Source organism: Tsukamurella pulmonis (genome assembly GCF_900103175.1).
Classification (GTDB): Bacteria; Actinomycetota; Actinomycetes; order Mycobacteriales; family Mycobacteriaceae; genus Tsukamurella; species Tsukamurella pulmonis.
Window position 1 is genome coordinate 621,412 of sequence record NZ_FNLF01000002.1, and the last position, 16,265, is coordinate 637,676.

General features: G+C 70.8%; 18 protein-coding genes and 1 pseudogene. 11 read left to right on the plus strand and 8 right to left on the minus strand.

Features of this window, described 5'->3' with window-relative positions; all coding sequences use genetic code 11:
- Positions 1 to 8 precede the first annotated feature (8 nt).
- The gene (locus BLQ62_RS03270; RefSeq protein WP_139184148.1) at positions 9 to 395 is read right to left on the minus strand and encodes a hypothetical protein; all 387 of its coding nucleotides are present in this window, start codon (positions 393 to 395) and stop codon (positions 9 to 11) included.
- Positions 396 to 636: 241 nt separating this feature from the next.
- Between BLQ62_RS03270 and BLQ62_RS03275 the strand changes: the two genes are divergently transcribed.
- The 4 genes from BLQ62_RS03275 (at position 637) to BLQ62_RS03290 (ending at position 3,975) form a co-directional block, all read left to right on the plus strand.
- Positions 637 to 1,221: a class I SAM-dependent methyltransferase gene (locus tag BLQ62_RS03275; protein WP_231857358.1), complete on the plus strand. Its 585-nt coding sequence runs from the start codon at positions 637 to 639 to the stop codon at positions 1,219 to 1,221.
- Positions 1,218 to 1,922 carry an adenylate/guanylate cyclase domain-containing protein gene (locus tag BLQ62_RS03280; protein WP_068567312.1) on the plus strand — a complete coding sequence of 235 codons (705 nt, stop codon included), beginning with the start codon at positions 1,218 to 1,220 and terminating at the stop codon, positions 1,920 to 1,922. The genes BLQ62_RS03275 and BLQ62_RS03280 overlap by 4 nt, the downstream gene beginning before the upstream one ends.
- A complete protein-coding gene (locus BLQ62_RS03285) occupies positions 1,919 to 2,527 on the plus strand; it encodes a cadmium resistance transporter (RefSeq protein WP_068567310.1) in 609 nt (202 codons plus the stop codon). The genes BLQ62_RS03280 and BLQ62_RS03285 overlap by 4 nt, the downstream gene beginning before the upstream one ends.
- A gap of 155 nt (positions 2,528 to 2,682) precedes the next feature.
- Positions 2,683 to 3,975, plus strand: coding sequence for an LCP family protein (locus tag BLQ62_RS03290; RefSeq protein WP_082756685.1), 1,293 nt, complete (start codon positions 2,683 to 2,685; stop codon positions 3,973 to 3,975).
- Positions 3,976 to 4,089: 114 nt separating this feature from the next.
- Here the strand turns inward: BLQ62_RS03290 and BLQ62_RS03295 are convergent, their stop codons facing one another.
- The 5 genes and pseudogenes from BLQ62_RS03295 to BLQ62_RS03315 all read right to left on the minus strand — a co-directional run bounded on the left by BLQ62_RS03295 (position 4,090) and on the right by BLQ62_RS03315 (position 10,334).
- The gene (locus tag BLQ62_RS03295; RefSeq protein ID WP_068567308.1) at positions 4,090 to 4,518 is read right to left on the minus strand and encodes a DUF6262 family protein; all 429 of its coding nucleotides are present in this window, start codon (positions 4,516 to 4,518) and stop codon (positions 4,090 to 4,092) included.
- Positions 4,519 to 4,625: 107 nt separating this feature from the next.
- A pseudogene (locus BLQ62_RS24090) lies at positions 4,626 to 6,980 on the minus strand (tyrosine-type recombinase/integrase); the annotation flags it as partial.
- A complete protein-coding gene (locus BLQ62_RS03305) occupies positions 6,967 to 8,223 on the minus strand; it encodes a tyrosine-type recombinase/integrase (protein ID WP_068567306.1) in 1,257 nt (418 codons plus the stop codon). The pseudogene BLQ62_RS24090 and the gene BLQ62_RS03305, both read right to left, overlap by 14 nt.
- Before the next feature lie 31 nt (positions 8,224 to 8,254).
- A complete protein-coding gene (locus BLQ62_RS03310) occupies positions 8,255 to 9,517 on the minus strand; it encodes a helix-turn-helix domain-containing protein (RefSeq protein WP_068567304.1) in 1,263 nt (420 codons plus the stop codon).
- A gap of 58 nt (positions 9,518 to 9,575) precedes the next feature.
- Positions 9,576 to 10,334 carry a hypothetical protein gene (locus BLQ62_RS03315; RefSeq protein ID WP_068567303.1) on the minus strand — a complete coding sequence of 253 codons (759 nt, stop codon included), beginning with the start codon at positions 10,332 to 10,334 and terminating at the stop codon, positions 9,576 to 9,578.
- A 174-nt stretch (positions 10,335 to 10,508) separates the two neighbouring features.
- Between BLQ62_RS03315 and BLQ62_RS23200 the strand changes: the two genes are divergently transcribed.
- From BLQ62_RS23200 to BLQ62_RS03340, 6 genes are all read left to right on the plus strand, one after another.
- Complete coding sequence (locus tag BLQ62_RS23200) at positions 10,509 to 10,685, plus strand: hypothetical protein (protein WP_176582433.1); 177 nt, start codon at positions 10,509 to 10,511, stop codon at positions 10,683 to 10,685.
- Positions 10,682 to 11,494: a type II secretion system F family protein gene (locus tag BLQ62_RS03320; RefSeq protein WP_068567301.1), complete on the plus strand. Its 813-nt coding sequence runs from the start codon at positions 10,682 to 10,684 to the stop codon at positions 11,492 to 11,494. Before BLQ62_RS23200 ends, BLQ62_RS03320 begins: the two co-directional genes overlap by 4 nt.
- 117 nt (positions 11,495 to 11,611) lie before the next feature.
- Positions 11,612 to 12,088, plus strand: a complete 477-nt coding sequence (locus tag BLQ62_RS03325; protein WP_231857668.1) for a type II secretion system F family protein — start codon at positions 11,612 to 11,614, stop codon at positions 12,086 to 12,088.
- Positions 12,089 to 12,112: 24 nt separating this feature from the next.
- Positions 12,113 to 12,307: a DUF4244 domain-containing protein gene (locus BLQ62_RS03330; protein ID WP_068567299.1), complete on the plus strand. Its 195-nt coding sequence runs from the start codon at positions 12,113 to 12,115 to the stop codon at positions 12,305 to 12,307.
- Between the two features lie 23 nt (positions 12,308 to 12,330).
- Positions 12,331 to 12,639 carry a TadE family type IV pilus minor pilin gene (locus BLQ62_RS03335; protein ID WP_068536662.1) on the plus strand — a complete coding sequence of 103 codons (309 nt, stop codon included), beginning with the start codon at positions 12,331 to 12,333 and terminating at the stop codon, positions 12,637 to 12,639.
- Positions 12,636 to 13,034, plus strand: a complete 399-nt coding sequence (locus tag BLQ62_RS03340; protein ID WP_231857667.1) for an Rv3654c family TadE-like protein — start codon at positions 12,636 to 12,638, stop codon at positions 13,032 to 13,034. The genes BLQ62_RS03335 and BLQ62_RS03340 overlap by 4 nt, the downstream gene beginning before the upstream one ends.
- A gap of 18 nt (positions 13,035 to 13,052) precedes the next feature.
- Here BLQ62_RS03340 and BLQ62_RS03345 read toward each other — a convergent pair whose 3' ends face one another.
- Entirely contained in the window at positions 13,053 to 13,397 is a 345-nt protein-coding gene (locus tag BLQ62_RS03345) for a tetratricopeptide repeat protein (protein ID WP_068567297.1), read from the minus strand.
- Between the two features lie 84 nt (positions 13,398 to 13,481).
- Here BLQ62_RS03345 and BLQ62_RS03350 point away from each other — a divergent pair, with 84 nt between their 5' ends.
- Positions 13,482 to 13,811: a TfoX/Sxy family protein gene (locus BLQ62_RS03350; RefSeq protein WP_068536658.1), complete on the plus strand. Its 330-nt coding sequence runs from the start codon at positions 13,482 to 13,484 to the stop codon at positions 13,809 to 13,811.
- 1 nt (position 13,812) lies between these two features.
- Here BLQ62_RS03350 and BLQ62_RS03355 read toward each other — a convergent pair whose 3' ends face one another.
- Entirely contained in the window at positions 13,813 to 16,128 is a 2,316-nt protein-coding gene (locus BLQ62_RS03355) for a DEAD/DEAH box helicase (protein WP_068567294.1), read from the minus strand.
- Between the last annotated feature and the right edge of the window lie 137 nt (positions 16,129 to 16,265).

Sequence of the window (16,265 nt, forward strand, 5' to 3'; positions counted from 1 at the left end):
GGCCAGGTCTAGCCGTCGAGCCGGGGCCTCTTCAAGCTGTCATAGCCACCCATCAGCATCACGACACCGACAGCCGCGCTACTCAACCCGGCGGACCGCCACGACGGGGCGCCCGCCACACGCGCTCCTGCCAGCAGCAGCGCCAACACTCCGAGAGCGATCCACAGCAACACCAGCGGGTCGAGGCGATCCGGGAAAGGTTTCCACACGAACTCCACGAGGTAGTCCACCACCGCCGTCACAACGAGGGCGGCGCCGACGCAGGCGAGGACGATCCGTGCAGACCCCGTGCGACGGGACGCGCCGATCAGGCCAGCGAGAGCAGCACCGCCCGCGACGAGCAACAGAAGGGGTACGGGACCTGCCGTGAGCTGCAGATTCCGCAGAGGATTCACCGTCTGCACTCCCGTTCGCGCACGCGCCCCAGGAGAGGCGTCTTCAGTGAGGCAGATCTGAGGGCAACATCGTCCGGACTAATGACGGTTTGGCGATCGCACCGAGCCGCAACAAACCTGACTCTCATCGTTCGTGGACGATGATAGCGGGATTCTGTGGTGTAATCGAATCGTCACGAAGAATTCCCGGGTCACACTCCGTGGCCGGGCGAGCATGGTGGGAGCTGGTGGTATGCCGTCGATGTCGACGATCGAATCCTGGTTCTGCCGCAGCACCCCGTGGGAAGCGGCGACCGGCCGGTGGGTGCTGCCATGGGCGCTGCAGGGCGTCAGCCCCCGCGGGCGGGTCCTCGAGATCGGCGGCGGGGGCGGTGCGATGGCCGCACAGATCCTCACCGCCAGCCCCGGCGACGTGGAGGTGACGGTCACCGACTTCGACCCGGTGATGGTCGCCGCCGCCGCTGACCGGCTCCAGGGCTTCGGCGATCGTGCCCACGCCCAGGTCGCCGACGCCACCGCCCTGCCGTTCGACGACGGCACCTTCGACACCGTCGTCTCGTTCATCATGTTGCACCACGTCGTCGACTGGGAACGCGCACTCGCCGAGGCCGCCCGGGTGCTCGCGCCCGGCGGAACGCTGGTCGGCTACGACCTGCTCGGCAGCGCCCCGGCGCGGCTGCTGCACCACCTCGAAGGCGCACCGCACCGGTTCATCACCCGCGGCGAACTCCACCCGCACCTGGCGTCCCTGCCGCTGGCCGACGTCACCGTCCGCGAGAACCCGATCATCACGCGGTTCCGTGCCCGCCGCGGCGGTGGCCGATGATCACGCCGCCGCCGCACGGGCATCATCACGGTGACCGGGCCGACGAGCTCGCCGGGCTCGATCGGTGTGAGGTGGCGGTGGCGTTCGTCGACCTCGCCGGATACAGCGTCCTGACCGAGATGTGCGGCGACCAGGAAGCCGCGGAACTGGCCATCCGGTTGGCCGCTCAGGCCCGCCGGGCGCTGCAGCCGGGCACCCGGCTGGTCAAGACCATCGGTGATGCGGTGATGCTCACCGCCGACACCCCCGAGGCGATGCTCGCCACGATCACCGCCCTCGCCGACGCGGCCGCCGGCCAAGACGGATTCCTCGCCCTGCGCGCCGGGATCCACTACGGCAGTGCGGTCGGCCGCGACGGTGACCTGTTCGGGCACGCCGTCAACGTCGCCGCCCGCATCACCGCCCTCGCCGGCGCCGGCCACGCCGTGATCACCGACCCGATCCTGCCCGCCACCACCGGCGCCGGACTGACCGCCACCGCGATCGGGGAACGCAACCTGCGCAACATCAGCACCCCGATACAGCTCCACACCCTCGACCTCGCGGCACCACCGCACCCGGCCGACCCGGTGTGCGGGGTCCGCGTCGACCCGGCGACCGCGCCAGCGCACCGAATAACCGCCGGCGGCCAGAGGTGGTGGTTCTGCTCGACCGACTGCGCCGACCGGTTCGACCCGACCCTCGCAGGAGGTCCGCGGTGATGCTGTCATCCGTTCTACAAGCCATCGGCCTGTTCGTGGCCACCAATATCGACGACATCATCGTGATCTCGCTGTTCTTCGCCCGCGGCGCCGGCCAGCGCGGCACCACCGTCAAGATCACCGCGGGCCAATACCTGGGATTCGCGGGCATCCTGGCCGTGGCCGTGCTCATCGCCCTCGGCGCCGGCGCGTTCTTGCCGGTGTCCGCGATTCCGTACTTCGGTCTGGTCCCGCTGCTGCTCGGACTGCGGGCGGCGTGGTCGGCCTGGCGGAGCCGCGACGACGATGACGACGGCGACGGAACCGGGGCGGGCAGCGGCAGCCGGATCGGTGTCCTCGGCGTCGCGGGCGTGACCTTCGCCAACGGCGGCGACAACATCGGCGTCTACGTGCCGGTGTTCGTCAGCATCAGCGGCCAAGCGATGATCGCCTACTGCGTGGTGTTCCTCATCCTCGTCGGTGCCCTGGTCTTCGTCGCCCGGTTCGTCGCCACCCGCCGCCAGGTCGCCGAGATCCTCGAGCGGTGGGAAAGCGTGCTGTTCCCGCTGGTCCTGATCGGCCTCGGCGTCGTCATCCTGGTCTCCGGCGGCGCGTTCGGCCTATGACAGCTCGCGAGCAGAAAAGATCCATCCTGGTCGGGGTCGTTTCGCAGAATCCACTACCACCCGGCAGCGGCGAGCGGCATCGCAATGGTCGCGAACCGGGCCGCGATTGCGGGGACGATCCCGTTTCGAGTCAGTTGAACCTAGGAGAGCCGATCATGGAACACCGATCTGGGCTCTCCCCCGCCGTCGAAGACGTCGACGACGGGGTTGGGAACACCGCCCGCCCGGTGTCGGGGCCGCGGTTCGGGAGGGCGCACGCTGTTGTGGCGCTGTTGTCGATCGTCACGCTCGCCGTCACCGGGGCCGGATGGTGGATGCTCGGCACGGCGATCGGCGGATTCTCGTTGTCCTCGGCGATCGAGCGGGCCGGCGGCCAGCGTTCCAGCGATGGTGGCGAGAACATCCTGCTGATGGGCCTCGATAGTCGTAAAGATCGCAACGGGCAGCAGCTTCCCGCCGCGGTCCTGTCGCAGTTGCACGCGGGCGACGGCAGCCAGGGCGGTTACAACACGAACACGCTGATCGTGGTGCACCTGTCGGCGGACAAGTCGAAGGCAGCCGCTGTGTCGATTCCGCGTGACGATTACGTGCCAGTCACCGGCATCGCTGACAACGACCACGTCAAGATCAAGGAAGCTTACGGGCTGGCGAAGGCGCAGGCAGAGGCGTCGGCGCGAGCCGACGGAGTCACCGATCTCGCACAGCTCGAGAACATGGGTCGCGAGGCCGGGCGGACGGCCACCATCAAGACGGTGGAGGCCTTCCTCCAGATCCCCATCGACAGGTTCGCCGAGGTCTCGCTGGTAGGCTTTTACGACGTGGCCAAGGCGCTGGGCGGCGTCACGGTATGCCTGAACAGTGCGGTCCGAGACTCCTACTCTGGCGCTCGGTTCCCCGCGGGTGTACAGCACCTCAATGCTACGCAGGCGTTGGCGTTCGTGCGGCAGCGCCACGGGCTCGACAACGGCGACCTGGACCGGACCCACCGGCAGCAAGCTTTCCTGGCGTCAGTCATGCACGAGCTGCAACAGGACGGAACGCTGTCGAAGGCGGGCACCGTGCAGCGGTTGCTCGCCGCGACGAAGCAGGACGTGGTGCTCTCGTCAGGGTGGGATCTGGTGGCGTTCGCGCAGCAGATGAGCGATTTCCGCCTCGGCGGACTGCGCTTCACCACCCTCCCTGTGAGGGCCTACTCGACGATCGACGGGCAGGCAGTGAACCTGGTGGACACTGCCGCCGTGCGGGCCGCGGTGCGGCAGGCCTTCGAGTTCCAGACACCAGCACCGGCGACAGTGGGCAGCCGCAACACCGGTTCGCGGGCCGTGCCGCTGGGGAAACCGGGTGTGACCGGCTCAGCGGGACGGGCGTCAGTGCAGGTAGCCGCCGACGCGCCCGCCCCGGATACCGGAACCGGTGTCGGGGCCGGTGGTGTGCCCTGCGTCAATTGACGCGATGGTCACGGCGGGTTGACCAGCTGTGGATGTGCGCGCCGTCGCGGGACCTGGACGGCCAGACCGCGATCGCCTACCTCGTCGGCAGCAATAGTCCCCTGGGGGTTCGGTTCAGTCCGGGGACAGGTCGTCGATGACGCCGTGCAGCCGGGCGATCGTCGCTTCGAGGGCCTTGACTTGACCGGTCAGTTCCGCGATCGTGGCGTCCTTCTGCCGGATCCGCAGATGCAGCGCCGCGGCGACTCCGCGCGATGGATCCACCCCAGCATCGGATGCGGCAGTGCCCTGCCCGGAGGCGGCGTGATCAGAAGGCACGGCGGTTGCGGTGCGGCGCTGGCGGTGGATCTGTCCGAGCAGATCCTTGTGCCGGTAGACGGTGGTGCGGGCCAGCCCGGCCCGCCGGGCCACGGCCTGGACGTTGATGGCTTCCCCGTTGCGTCGCATCGCCTTGAGCGCCTTGTCGATTCTGCGTCGCGACGCCTCGGACCGGATCTCCGCGCTCTCGGCGAGCGCAGCGAGGGAGGCGTCGTTGGCCGTCACGACGCACCACCGCCCGCGCCGGCGCTGTGTGCGGCATCGCCATCCCCACCGGTGCCCGCAGCAGTGCCTGACGCGGCGCCTGCCGTGGTGCCTGCAGTGGTGCCTGCTGCGGTGCGCAGGGCTGATTCGTGGCTGCCGCGGGTCTGGATCTGCAGGATCGGCAGCCGATTCGCGGCGCCGGCACCGGTCACCGCCCCAGCGGCGCTCTGGCCCGGTTCGCCGCCCGGCTCTTCGGCGGTGAGGCGGGTGATGATCTGCTCGAGGGAGTGCAGCTCCCGCAGCCGTTGGTGCACCCAGATGTTGTCGTCGGTCAGCGTGCGGCCGGTGCGGGCGTGGAACTGCTCTCGGCGGGCCTGCAGCAGCGCGGTGGTGGCCGCATGCTGCGCGCGGAGCTCGTCGAGGTGGGTGGCGTCGGTGGCGAAATGCCCACACGAGAGGCAGGCGTTGCCCTTGTCGCAGGTCTTCACCGGCGGCAGCAGGCACACACCGTTGGGCAGGACCCGGTCGGTGCGCTTGGCCAGCTGGGTCATGTCGTAGATGTCGCTGGGGCTCAGGGCGATATCGACGCCGCCCGCGCCGATCTTCTTGTGCTTGAGGAACTCCGCCTCCGAGGTCGCGGCCAGGGTGGCGGCGTACCGGAGGGTCATCTCGGGGCTCTTGTGCCCGAGGTAGCGCTGCACCACGTGCAAGGGCACGCCGTCGTTGAGCAGCTCGGTGGCGCGGGTGTGCCGCAGCCGATGGGTCTGGGTGAACCGCAACGGCCGCCCGGTGGAGTCGGTGAGCCCATGGATCCGGTCGAGGCCACTGAGGGCTTGCCGGTAGCTGTTGTAGGGGCGGTGCCGGCGGCCCTGGTGGTGATCGCGCAGCGGCACGAACAGGTACCGCGGCGACCAGTCCGGGTGCGCCGCGGCGAGCCAGGCCTGCTGCTCGGCGATGACGTTGACCACGGCCTGCTCGATCAGGATCGTCGGGATCACCCCGTCGACCTTGGTCTGCTGGTACCGCAACTTCGCCACGAACACCCCGCTATCCTCGCCGTCGCCTGCGTCGTCGCTGGCCACAGCCTCCGTGCCAACCCCGTCCCCAACCCGGCCCTCAACCCCGCCGGTAACCCGGTCGTTAACCCTGCTGGTAACCCTGTTGTCGGCCCTGTTCGCGGGGTGCTCTGCCGGGGCTGTGGGTGGGCGTTCGAAGCCGGGGATGGGCTCGATCGGGTCGACGTCGAGCATGAGGATCTCCGAGGCCCGCCGGCCGGTGAGCGCCTGCAGCAGCCAGATCCGTGCCGCCTGCGGGTCCCCGAGGCCGGCGACGAGGGAGACGGTGCCGTCGGGGTGGGTGAGCGTGACGTGGCGGCCGCGGTCGGCGGCGAGGACGTCGAGGTAGCACAGCATCCGCTGCAGATCGCCGGTGCTGTACCAGGTCAGTTCGCGATTCCTCGGTGCGGCGCGGCGGCGGAACGCCGGACCCCACAGGCGGGTGTGCGCCGGGCCGACCTCGCCCCAGCGGGCGATGCCGGTCGCGGCGGCCGCCTCGGGGGCGTGGTCGACCATGAACGTGTAGAACACCTGCGTCTGGGAGACGGTCGCTTCGATCGCCGAGCCGGTCAGCCGCCGGTCCGGGCGGGCGGAGGCGGCCGGGCTGCGCAACCACGCGGCGAACTCGGTGAAGATCATCCGCAGCCGGGCGGGATCATCGGCGAGGACAGGGTCGTCGGTGTGTCCGGTGTCGGTGAGGAACCGCCCCAAGTGCCGGGTCGCCATCCTCGAGCGTTCCACCGCGGAGGACCAGCGCAGCAGCTCCGCCGTGATGGACACGCGCAGCCAGAACCGCACTCCTTCGCGCAGCCACGCTGGTTCGATGCCGCCGAGGCGGGCGCACATGTCGTGGCTGGGTTCGTGGTCGCGTTGCGGGATCCGTGGATCGACCCGCAGGTCCCAGATGTCGTGTTCCCACCAGGAGCGGTCGGTGCACCGCACCGACAGGTACAGGTGCAGCTGTTCGATCAGGTGGGTGATGCTGCGGCGGGTATTCACCGGCGGGAGCCGCTTGTTGCGGGCTTGGTACGCGAGCAGGGCGTGCCGCACCAGCGCCGCCGAGGTGAGGTCGGTGATCGACACCGGTGGGTGCCCATGCTCACGGGTGTAGCTGTGGGTGGCGAGGGAGATCGCCTCGCAGCACCACCGCAGGTACGCCGGTTCGATCTTCGCGATCTGGTCGGTGGCGCACAGCCACACGTACCAGGCCACCTCCCGGGCGAAGCGCGGCGGACACCCGGGCGGGGTGAAGTCGAGACGGCGGCCGAGGTAGCGCGAGTTCTGCCGGAACACCTGCCGGTGCTCGGGGGCGTCGATCTGGTAGATCGGCTCGCGCCATGCCGCTGGCACTAGGGCCGCCTGGGCCTGCCAGGTGAACGCGGTCGCCGCCGCCGCCGACAGTCGTGGCGTGTGCTCAGGGGTGGTCATCGTGCAGGCCTTTCCATCCGGCGACGTAGTTGCGCCACTGCGCGATCGACCGCATCTCGGCGTCCTCGGTGACCCACCCGTACGTCGACAGGGTGGTCTGCACATCCGCGTGACCGAGCCTGCGCATCACCACATGCGGCGCGACACCGGAGAGCAGCAACGCCGTCGCGTGGGTATGGCGCAGCCAGTGCGGCGTCCACCCCGGCTGCAGCACCCGCTGCCCAGGCTCTGTATCGGTGTGGGTGGCTGTGTCCGGGGCGTGGTGGTTGCAGCGGCGGGTGATCGACCGGACCGCCGCGTACACCGTTTCCGGCCGTATCGGCGCGAACCGTGTGCCGTGGGTGAGATTGACGAACACGAAATGCGTACTGAAACCAGGCACTTCCAGGTCGGCGCCGTCATCGATCAACGCCCACACGTACTCCGAGTACAGGGCGGCGAGATCATCGCCGACGTAGATCCGCCGCGGCCCGGTCTTGCATCGCACCTCGTGCGGGTGGTCCTGGCGACCGGCGACCTCCACATACGGGGTACCACCGCCACCGATGTGGAAGTCGTGATGCCGCAACGACAACGCCTCACCGAGCCGCATCCCGGTCTCGGCGAGGATCGCGAACAGCAGCCGGTTCCGCAACCCGGGACCGGCTCCGGACCAGCGGGTGCCGTCATGGGTGGCGCACGCGTTGAGGATCGCCGCGACTTCCCGGGGCAGCAGCACCGGGGTGGCGGACCGGTTGGGTTGCCGTACCCGGTAGATCGGGTGATCCGAGGGTTGGCTGGGGCCGACACCGTCGAGGAACCCGACGTACCGGGACCGGCGTCGCCACTGCCTGTGCGAGGTGAACAGCTTCTCGTACGGGCCCAGCAGATGATGCGCATCCGCGTGGAACCGGTAGAAGCTGAGCACCGCGGTCGCCCGCAGCTGCACCGTCGCCGTCGACGACCCGCCGAGCACCTCGGGGCCGATCCGCCGGGTTCCGGGCAGATCCCCGGTCCGCAGGAACGTCAGGAACTGCCCGAACAAGGTGGTGGGGAACTCATCCCACCGGTGCCCGCTGTGCTCGAGCACCGTCCACCACTGCGCTAACCCTGCTGCGTACGCGCGAATTGTGTTCGGCGACGCCGCGCTCGCGGTCAGGAACCGCAGGTACTCGCGGGCCGGTGCGATCGGCCGGTCCAGCTCGTCGACCACGATGAAGGTGCCCGGCCGGTCCGGGTACCGCACCCGCTGCACCTTCGCCACCGACTCGCGCCCCTTCGCTGTTCGTTCCGGGTCAGGCTCGCCGGGAGCGTTGCTGGAACCGACGGAAGTCGATCACATCCGCTGAACCGTCACCGGCGCCCCGATCCCCTGCCCGCGCACCCGCAGCCGTATCGGCCGCCGGGGCGGACGACGACGCCGTGGACGACGTGGTGGGGGCGGGGCGTTGCCCGACCAGGAAGTCCGCGAGGATATCGCCGGGGAAGATCAGATCGTAGGTCGCCAGCAACTGCGGTGACTGCACCGAAAAGCCCAGCTCGATCCACTTGCTCAGCAACCGTGGCCGTTCCACGACACGGTCGTTCCACCCCGGCTCGGTCCGACCCCAGGTCCGCCCGGTATCTGGGTTGACCCGCTGGTAGAGCTGCTTTTGCAGACTGCGGAACCGGTCGTCGTCGAGGACACCGCCGGTGTGCAGATGCCGCAGCAACGCACCGATCGAGATTCCCCACTTCTGTTTGACCGGCACCAGCGACATCAGCGACGGAGTCGCCGTCACCTCCTTGCGCACCTGCGCCAGCGGAGCAAGCAACTCCGAGGCGAACCTCGACGCCTGCTCCTCCTTGTCCTCAGTAACATCGCCGCTCCAATGCAAACTCAAGTGCCCCAGCTCATGGGCGAGAGTCCACCGCGTCCGCTCCCACGACGTCGACTGACGCACCACGATCAACGGCCGCGCCTTGAACTCACCGACCCTCGTCGAATACCCCAGATGCTTCTCCGACGCCGCCGCACCGGCGTCGCCGTCGCGCAGCGTCGCGGCCGCGAACATCCGCCGCATCACGATCGGCACACCCGCGTGCTCGATGTTGTGGGTCAGGTAGTCGATCGGCTCATCCCGACCCACACCGAGCGCATCACGTACCCGCCCAGCTGCCTCCGCGACCGGCACCGACGGATCGACCATCGGGACCTTCACCGCTGGCAGCTGCCACCGCGAATGCAGCTCATCGAGGAACTCACCGATCATCGACGCGAAATCAGCCAGGTACTCCTGCTCGGTCTTCGTCGTCGACTGCGGAGCCCGAAACAGCAAGTCCGACGCATGGATCCGCATCGGCGGCTCCGTGATGAAAAACCGCGGAGGGAACCGCAGAATCGTCGTCAACGCCTCCAACTCATCAGTGCCGATCTCGCTCGTGATCGACTTCTCCAAACGCGTGAGCCGCGCAGCTGACGGCCAATTCAACTCAGCCGCCAACGCTTTCGCGGTCATCTTCCGCATGATCCGGGCTTGACGCACCCGGCGTCCGTATACGTTCACCGTCGCCCTCATTGCCCATCCGATTCAACGCTGCAGGTCCCCGCATCCCAGTTTCCCCCTGCCGTGACGGCTACGCAGGCGTGAACTCCGGCCCGTCGTCGTCCTCGTCGCCCGTACCCTGAACCGGCTTGTCGTAGCTGCCGAAGTCGTCTGCCGGGGGCGCACCGACGGGCTTGGCCGCCGGAAGCCCGTAGAACGGGGACTCCTCCGCCGACGGGAACGGCACCACCGCCAAGATCTCCGCACTGGCCGGGTTGTCCACCCCGCGCACCACCGCCAGGTGAAGCGACTCCAACGTGGTGTTGTCCGTCGTCGACCACAACGCGAAGATGCCGTCGTGCTCGCGTTGCTCCTCGTCGTCCACGCTGGCGCTGCGCTTCGCGGGCTTGGGAATCCGGCCCGGGCCGGCGAACAGATTCATCTGCTCCGCCTGCAACCCGCCGCTCGCGATCGCCTGCTCGGCCTCCGGCGGCAGCACCACCTCCCGGTCGATCGCCGCCTGCAAGTGCTTGGACAGGAACTTCCGCAGCCGAAACTCCGTACCACCCAGATCGGAGAACACTGCGCCGCCGCCCTGGCCGCGACCGCACCGCAGATTCATCCCAGGCTGGTCGTTGCGGTCGTTCCTCCAGATGTCGCGCATCGTATGCCGAACCGCCGAGCAGAACGCATCGCCGGACACCTCCACCGGATCCGCGTGCCGAGGCGACCACATTTTCCCGACCTCGGTGATTGCCGTCGGCAGATCGAGACGAACCGTCGCCAACGCCGCGCGATGCTGCTCGACGAACACCTCGAGCGTCTTCTGAAGCTCCCCATGGAGTGCCATAGCGAAATAATTGCACGGAAACCCTCCACTCGCAACAGGCCCGCCGACCACCGTGTCTCACGGTAGATCCGACCACTGACATGCATCTAATCCTACATGTAGCGAATGAATAAACCAGTTCTGGCATGCGGATAGATGCGTGTTAGACGCACCAATTACTGATAAAACTCCCAAGTGGTCTTCTCGGTGCACCGCTGGCCGACGGGGCGGCGCGGGCTGCGCAGCATCGGCGTGGTGGAGCGGGGCGAGGACGGGTACGTGCGGGTGCGCGCCGCGTGGGAGCGTGACAGCGGGTTCACCGCGCACGCGCCGCTCTTGCACGAACTGCTCGCGGAACGGGGGATCGGATGAGCGTCTCGATCGTGCTGCTCGCCGCGGCGGCCCTCGTCTGGCCCGGCGGCCCTGCGGCCGCCCGCCTGCGCGCCGTGCATTCGAGCACCGCCACGCCCGTGGTGCTGCGCTGGGGCTGGCTCGCGGTGGCGATTCCGCTCGGCGCGCTGCTGATCGGGCCGGGGCAGGCGCTCGCCGCGGCGCTCGCCGCCGGCACTGTGCGCGAGCTGCGGGCGCGCGGCCGGGCGCAGAAACAGCGGGCGACTCGGCTCTCCGCGATCCTCGCCGGCGTGGACGCGATGGTCGCCGAGCTCTCCGTCGGAGCGCATCCGGCCGCCGCCTGCATCACCGCCGGTCGTGACGCCGAGGACGCCCACGTGCGCACCGTCTTCGCCGAGATGGCGGGTCGCGCGGAGCTCGGCGGCGACGTCGCGGCCGGCCTTCGCGCCCACGCGGACGAGAGCGCCGCGTGGGCCCGGATCGCGGCTGCCTGGGACACCGGGACTCGGCACGGCATCGGGATGGGCGAGTTGCTGGCCTCCGTCCGCGAGGACCTCCGCGCGCGCGAGCGGTACGAGCGGCGCGCGCATTCGTCGCTGGCGGGTGCCCGTGCGACCGCCCAGGTCCTCGCTGCGCTGCCCGTGCTGGGGGTGGCGATGGGGCAGCTCATCGGCGCCGATCCGCTCGGCACCCTGATCGGCACCGGCGCGGGTGGCGCGCTGCTGGTCGTCGGAACGTGCCTGACCTGCGCCGGGCTGTTGTGGTCCCACGCGATCGCGGCCGGCGCCGCGGGCCCGGGCGCCGCCCCGAAGGACGGAGCCCGGGCGTGAGCGGCCACGCGCCCCTGGCAGCGGCGCTGGCGCTGCTCGCGCTCGCATTCGTGGTGCTGCCGGTCACGGCCCGGTCCGCGGTGGCGGCCACCGTCGGTACCGGTCCGACCGGGCGGCGTGGGCCGCGGTTGCCGCGCCGCGGGGCCGGATCCGTTCGAGGCGGCCGCGGCCTACGACCTGTTCGCCGTGTGCCTGCGTGCGGGCATGCCCACCGCGGACGCCGCGCGGGCGGTCGCCGCCGGTGCGCCGCCCGCGGTGGCCGAGGTACTCACGCGGGCATCGGAACTGCTCGCTCTGGGAGCCGACGCGGCCACCGCCTGGCGGACCGAATCGGCGGACCCGCAGGTCGCCGGGCTCACGCGCATGCTCCGACGGTCCGCCCGTGCCGGCTCATCGCCCGCTGCGGGCCTGGCGGACCTCGCACGCACCGAGCGGGCGCAGGCCGAGGACCGTGCCGTGGCGGCCGGTGAGCGGGCGGGTGTCGCGGTGGCGGGGCCGCTGGGGTTGTGCTTCCTACCGGCGTTCGTGTGCTTGGGCATCGTGCCGGTGGTGATGGGACTCGCGGGCAAGGTGCTCGGGGAGGGGCTGCTCTAGCGGCCCGACTGAAGGGGGAGACGAATGTGGATCCGACTGCGGTGCAGGATGACCGAGCTGATGATGGAGGACGAGGGCATGTCCACCGTGGAGTACGCGATCGGCACGATCGCGGCCGCCGCCTTCGGCGCGGTGCTCTACGGGGTCGTCACCGGCGACAACATCATCAGCGGGCTGACCGACATCATCGGCAAGGCGTTGGGCACCTCCACCGGCTAGCGGGCGATGCGGGCGCGGTCACGGTGGAGGCGGCGTTCGCCGTCGCGAGCCTGATCACGGTGCTGGTGCTGAGCGTGGGTGCCGTGGTGGGGGTGACGGCGCACGTGCGGTGCGTGGACGCTGCGCGCGAGGCGGCGCGGCTCGCCGCTCGCGGTGACGACGCCCGTGCGGCGCGCGCCGTCGCGGAGGTGGGCCCGCCGGGCGCGAGCTCGTCGGTGAGCCGGGACTCCGACACGGTGACGGTGCAGGTCCGGGCTCCGGTGGCGCTGCTGCCCGGGCTCACCGTCTCCGCGACGGCGGTCGCGGCCGCCGAGCCTGGCGCCGCGCCGTGACCGCGCCCCCGCGAGCCGGCCGCACGTTCCGGCGAGCCGGCCGCACGTTCCGGCGAGGCGGGCGGGAGGACGGGGTGGCGACGGTGCTCGCCGCCGTGATGGTCGCCGCGATCGTCGTGGTGGCGGTCATGGTGATCGACGTCGGCGCCGCCGTCTCCGCCCGCCACCGGGCGCAGGCGGCGGCCGACCTCGCCGCCCTCGCCGGGGCGGCGAGCGCCATCGACGCGGACGAGGCGTGCGCGGCCGCGGACCGTCTGGCCCGCGCCAACACCGCGATGCTGCGGGCGTGTGGCGTGGACGGTTTCGAGGTGACGGTCCGCGTGAGCGTCCCGGTCTCCCTGTCGGTCTTCGGTTCCGGCGAGGCAGTCGCCCTCGCGCGTGCGGGTCCGCTGTGACAGCGGGTGAGGAGGAGCTCAGCGGCGAGGAGTTCGCTCGGCCCGTCGAGCATGCGTGGCGCCGGCATGCACCGGATGCGGGGTGGCGCGGCGAGGCGGGTACCGCCTGCGCAGGGAGCTCGCGAGCTGGATGGTCGCCTGCCGGGCGCGGTGATCGTCGAGGCCGGCCGCCACTGCGCGCCGGTACCGGGCGACGGCCTCGTCGGGCCTGCCCGACGAGTCGTACGCACCGCCGATCTCGAACTCGCGGATCGCCGCCGGCACTTCGGGCGCGCTGACGACCCGCTCGATCCGGGCCACCAGGGTCTCCGGATCCTCCGCAGCGGTGCGCCACACCGCGTCGAGTTCGTCCTCCCAGCCCATGCCCCTCCTCGGTCGTTGAGCTCAGCGTAACGACGCCCCGCGGGAACCGCTGCGCTGCGCGATGTACCGGCGCACACTGGGGCGATGGCGTACGACGAGGGGCTGGCGGACCGGATCCGCGACGCGTTCGACGGCGAGACGGGCGTCGTGGAGAAGCGGATGTTCGGCGGGCTGGCCTTCCTGGTCGACGGGCACATGACGATCGCCGCCAACAGCAAGGGCGAGGCGATGGTGCACCTCGACCCGGACGTCGCGGAGGAACTCGTGGGACCCCACGTCACGCACACGGTCATGCGCGGGCGTGCGCTGCGCGGTTGGCTGGACCTCGACCCGGAGGCCACGGCCTCGGACACCGAGCTCGCGCAGTGGGTGCGGCGCACCGTCGAGTACGCCCGCTCGCTGCCACCGAAGTGACTCAGCCCGCCGCCACCGCGGCGAGCACCACGTCCAGCACGATCACGGCGCCCGCCTTGTCGAGTGGATCGTTCCCGTTGCCGCACTTGGGGGATTGCACGCACGACGGGCAGCCCGACGGGCACTCGCACGCCGCGACCGCGTCCCGCGTCGCCACCAGCCACGTGGCGATCGACTCGTAGCCGCGCTCGGCGAATCCCGCGCCGCCGGGATAGCCGTCGTAGACGAAGATCGACGGCAGCCCGGTGTCCTCATGCAGCGCCGTCGACAGGCCGCCGATGTCCCAGCGGTCGCACGAGGCGACCAGGGGCAGCAGGCCGATCGCCGCGTGCTCGGCGGCGTGCAGCGCCCCGGGCCAGCGCTCCGGCACGAGGCCCGCGTCCTCGAGCACCTCCGGGGTCAGGGTGATCAGCGCCGCCCGGGTCGCGAGCGTGGTCTCGGGCAGGTCCAGCTCCACGGCGTCCATCACCTCACCGCTGCGCAGCGTGCGCAGGTATCCGACGACGCGGCTGGTGACCTCCACGGAGACGAACCGCGCCGTCACCTCGCCCAGCACCTCGGTCGAATGCACCGCCGTCACATGGACGTCCAGGTCCTCGCGCGCCGAGGTGGTCCACTCGGGCTCCTCCGCGTGCACCAGCGCCAGGCCGTCGTCGAGGTCCAGCTCGTCCACCACGTACGACTCGCCCTGGTGCACGTGCACCGCGCCCTCGTGCACCGTCGACAGGGCGCGAGTGAAGTCGACGGTCCCGAGCAGCCGCCCCGTCGCCTCCTCCACGATGAGGATCTCGCTGCCCGCCCCGCCCCGGATGTTCACCCCCGCATGGGGATCGATCCCGGCGGCGAGGAAGTAGCCCGCGGGCCGCTCGCGGAGCAGGCCGTCGGCGACGAGCCGACCCACCACGTCCACGGCGCCCAGCTCGACGACCTCCGAGCGGGCCAGCGGTATCTCGCCGGCCGCGCAGAGCAACTGCGGCCCCAGCACGTACGGGTTGCCCGGATCCGTGATGGTGGCCTCCACCGGCCGCCCGAGCAGCGACTCGGGGTGGTGCACCAGGTAGGTGTCCAGCGGATCGTCGCGCGCGATCAGCAGGATCAGCGAGCCCTGTCCGCGCCGCCCGCTGCGCCCGGCCTGCTGCCAGAACGAGGCGACGGTGCCCGGGAAGCCCGCCATCAGCACGGCGTCCAGGCCCGCGATGTCCACGCCCAGCTCCAGGGCGTTGGTCGTCGCGACGCCGAGCAGCGCACCGTCGTTGAGCCCCTGCTCGAGGCGGCGACGGTCGTCGGCGAGGTACCCCGCCCGGTACGCGGCGATCCGCTCGGCGATCTCCGGTGTGGCTTCGGCGAGCATCCTGCGCGCGGAGAGCGCGACGGTCTCGGCGGACCGTCGGGACCGGACGAAGGCGAGGGTGCGCGCCCCCTCCACGACCAGGTCCGCCAGCATCCGCGCCGCCTCGGTGGTGGCGGCACGCCGCACCGGCGCCCCGTTCTCGCCCTCCAGATCGGGCAGTAGCGGCGGCTCCCACAGTGCGACGGTCCGCGGCCCGTGCGGGGACGAATCCTCGGTGACGGCAACGCAGTCCGCGCCGATCAGCCGCGACGCGGCGCCCGCCGGATCCGAGGTGGTGGCGGACGCGCAGATCACCGTGGGCGTGCTGCCGTACTTCGCCGCGACGCGCAGCAATCGGCGCAGCACCAGCGCGGTGTGCGAGCCGAAGACGCCGCGGTAGTGGTGGCACTCGTCGACCACCACGTACCGCAGACCGCGCAGGAATCGTGCCCATTTCGCGTGCCGCGGAAGCAGTCCCACGTGCAGCATGTCCGGGTTGGTGAACACCCAGCGACTGTCGGAGCGGGCCCAGCGGCGCATCTCCTGCGAGGTGTCCCCGTCGTACATCGCGGGGGAGGCGTCGGCGGGGCCGTAGTCGGTGGTGAGGCGGACCGCCGCCCGGTGCTGATCGGTGCCCAGGGCCTTCGTCGGGGAGAGGTAGAGCACGGTGGCGCGCGGGTCGTCCGCGAGCGCCGCGAGCACCGGGAGTTGGTAGGCGAGGGACTTGCCGGACGCCGTCCCGGTGGAGATCACGACGTGCCGCCCCGCGTGCGCGTGCTCCGCGGCCTCGATCTGGTGGCGCCAGGGTTCCCGCACGCCCTCGTCGATCAGCCCGTCCCGGACGCGGGGCGGAACCCACTCCGGCCAGGGGGCGAATTCCGCTCGGCGTGACGGGATGTCCGCCACATGGGTCAGGCTCTCGGTCCCGGGGCCGGCCCCGGCCTGGATGCGAGCCAGCAGCTCCCTGCCGAAGGTGTTGTGCTCCACCGTATTCGCCCCCGCGTCGCGATGAGATCCGCGCGGCCGGAACGGGCCGCGGATCGCCGATCGTCCAGTCTACCGGCGCGAGGAAACGGTTGTCGCGTGGTGGGACGCCGGGTGAACGGAAGGCGAAATCGCTCCGC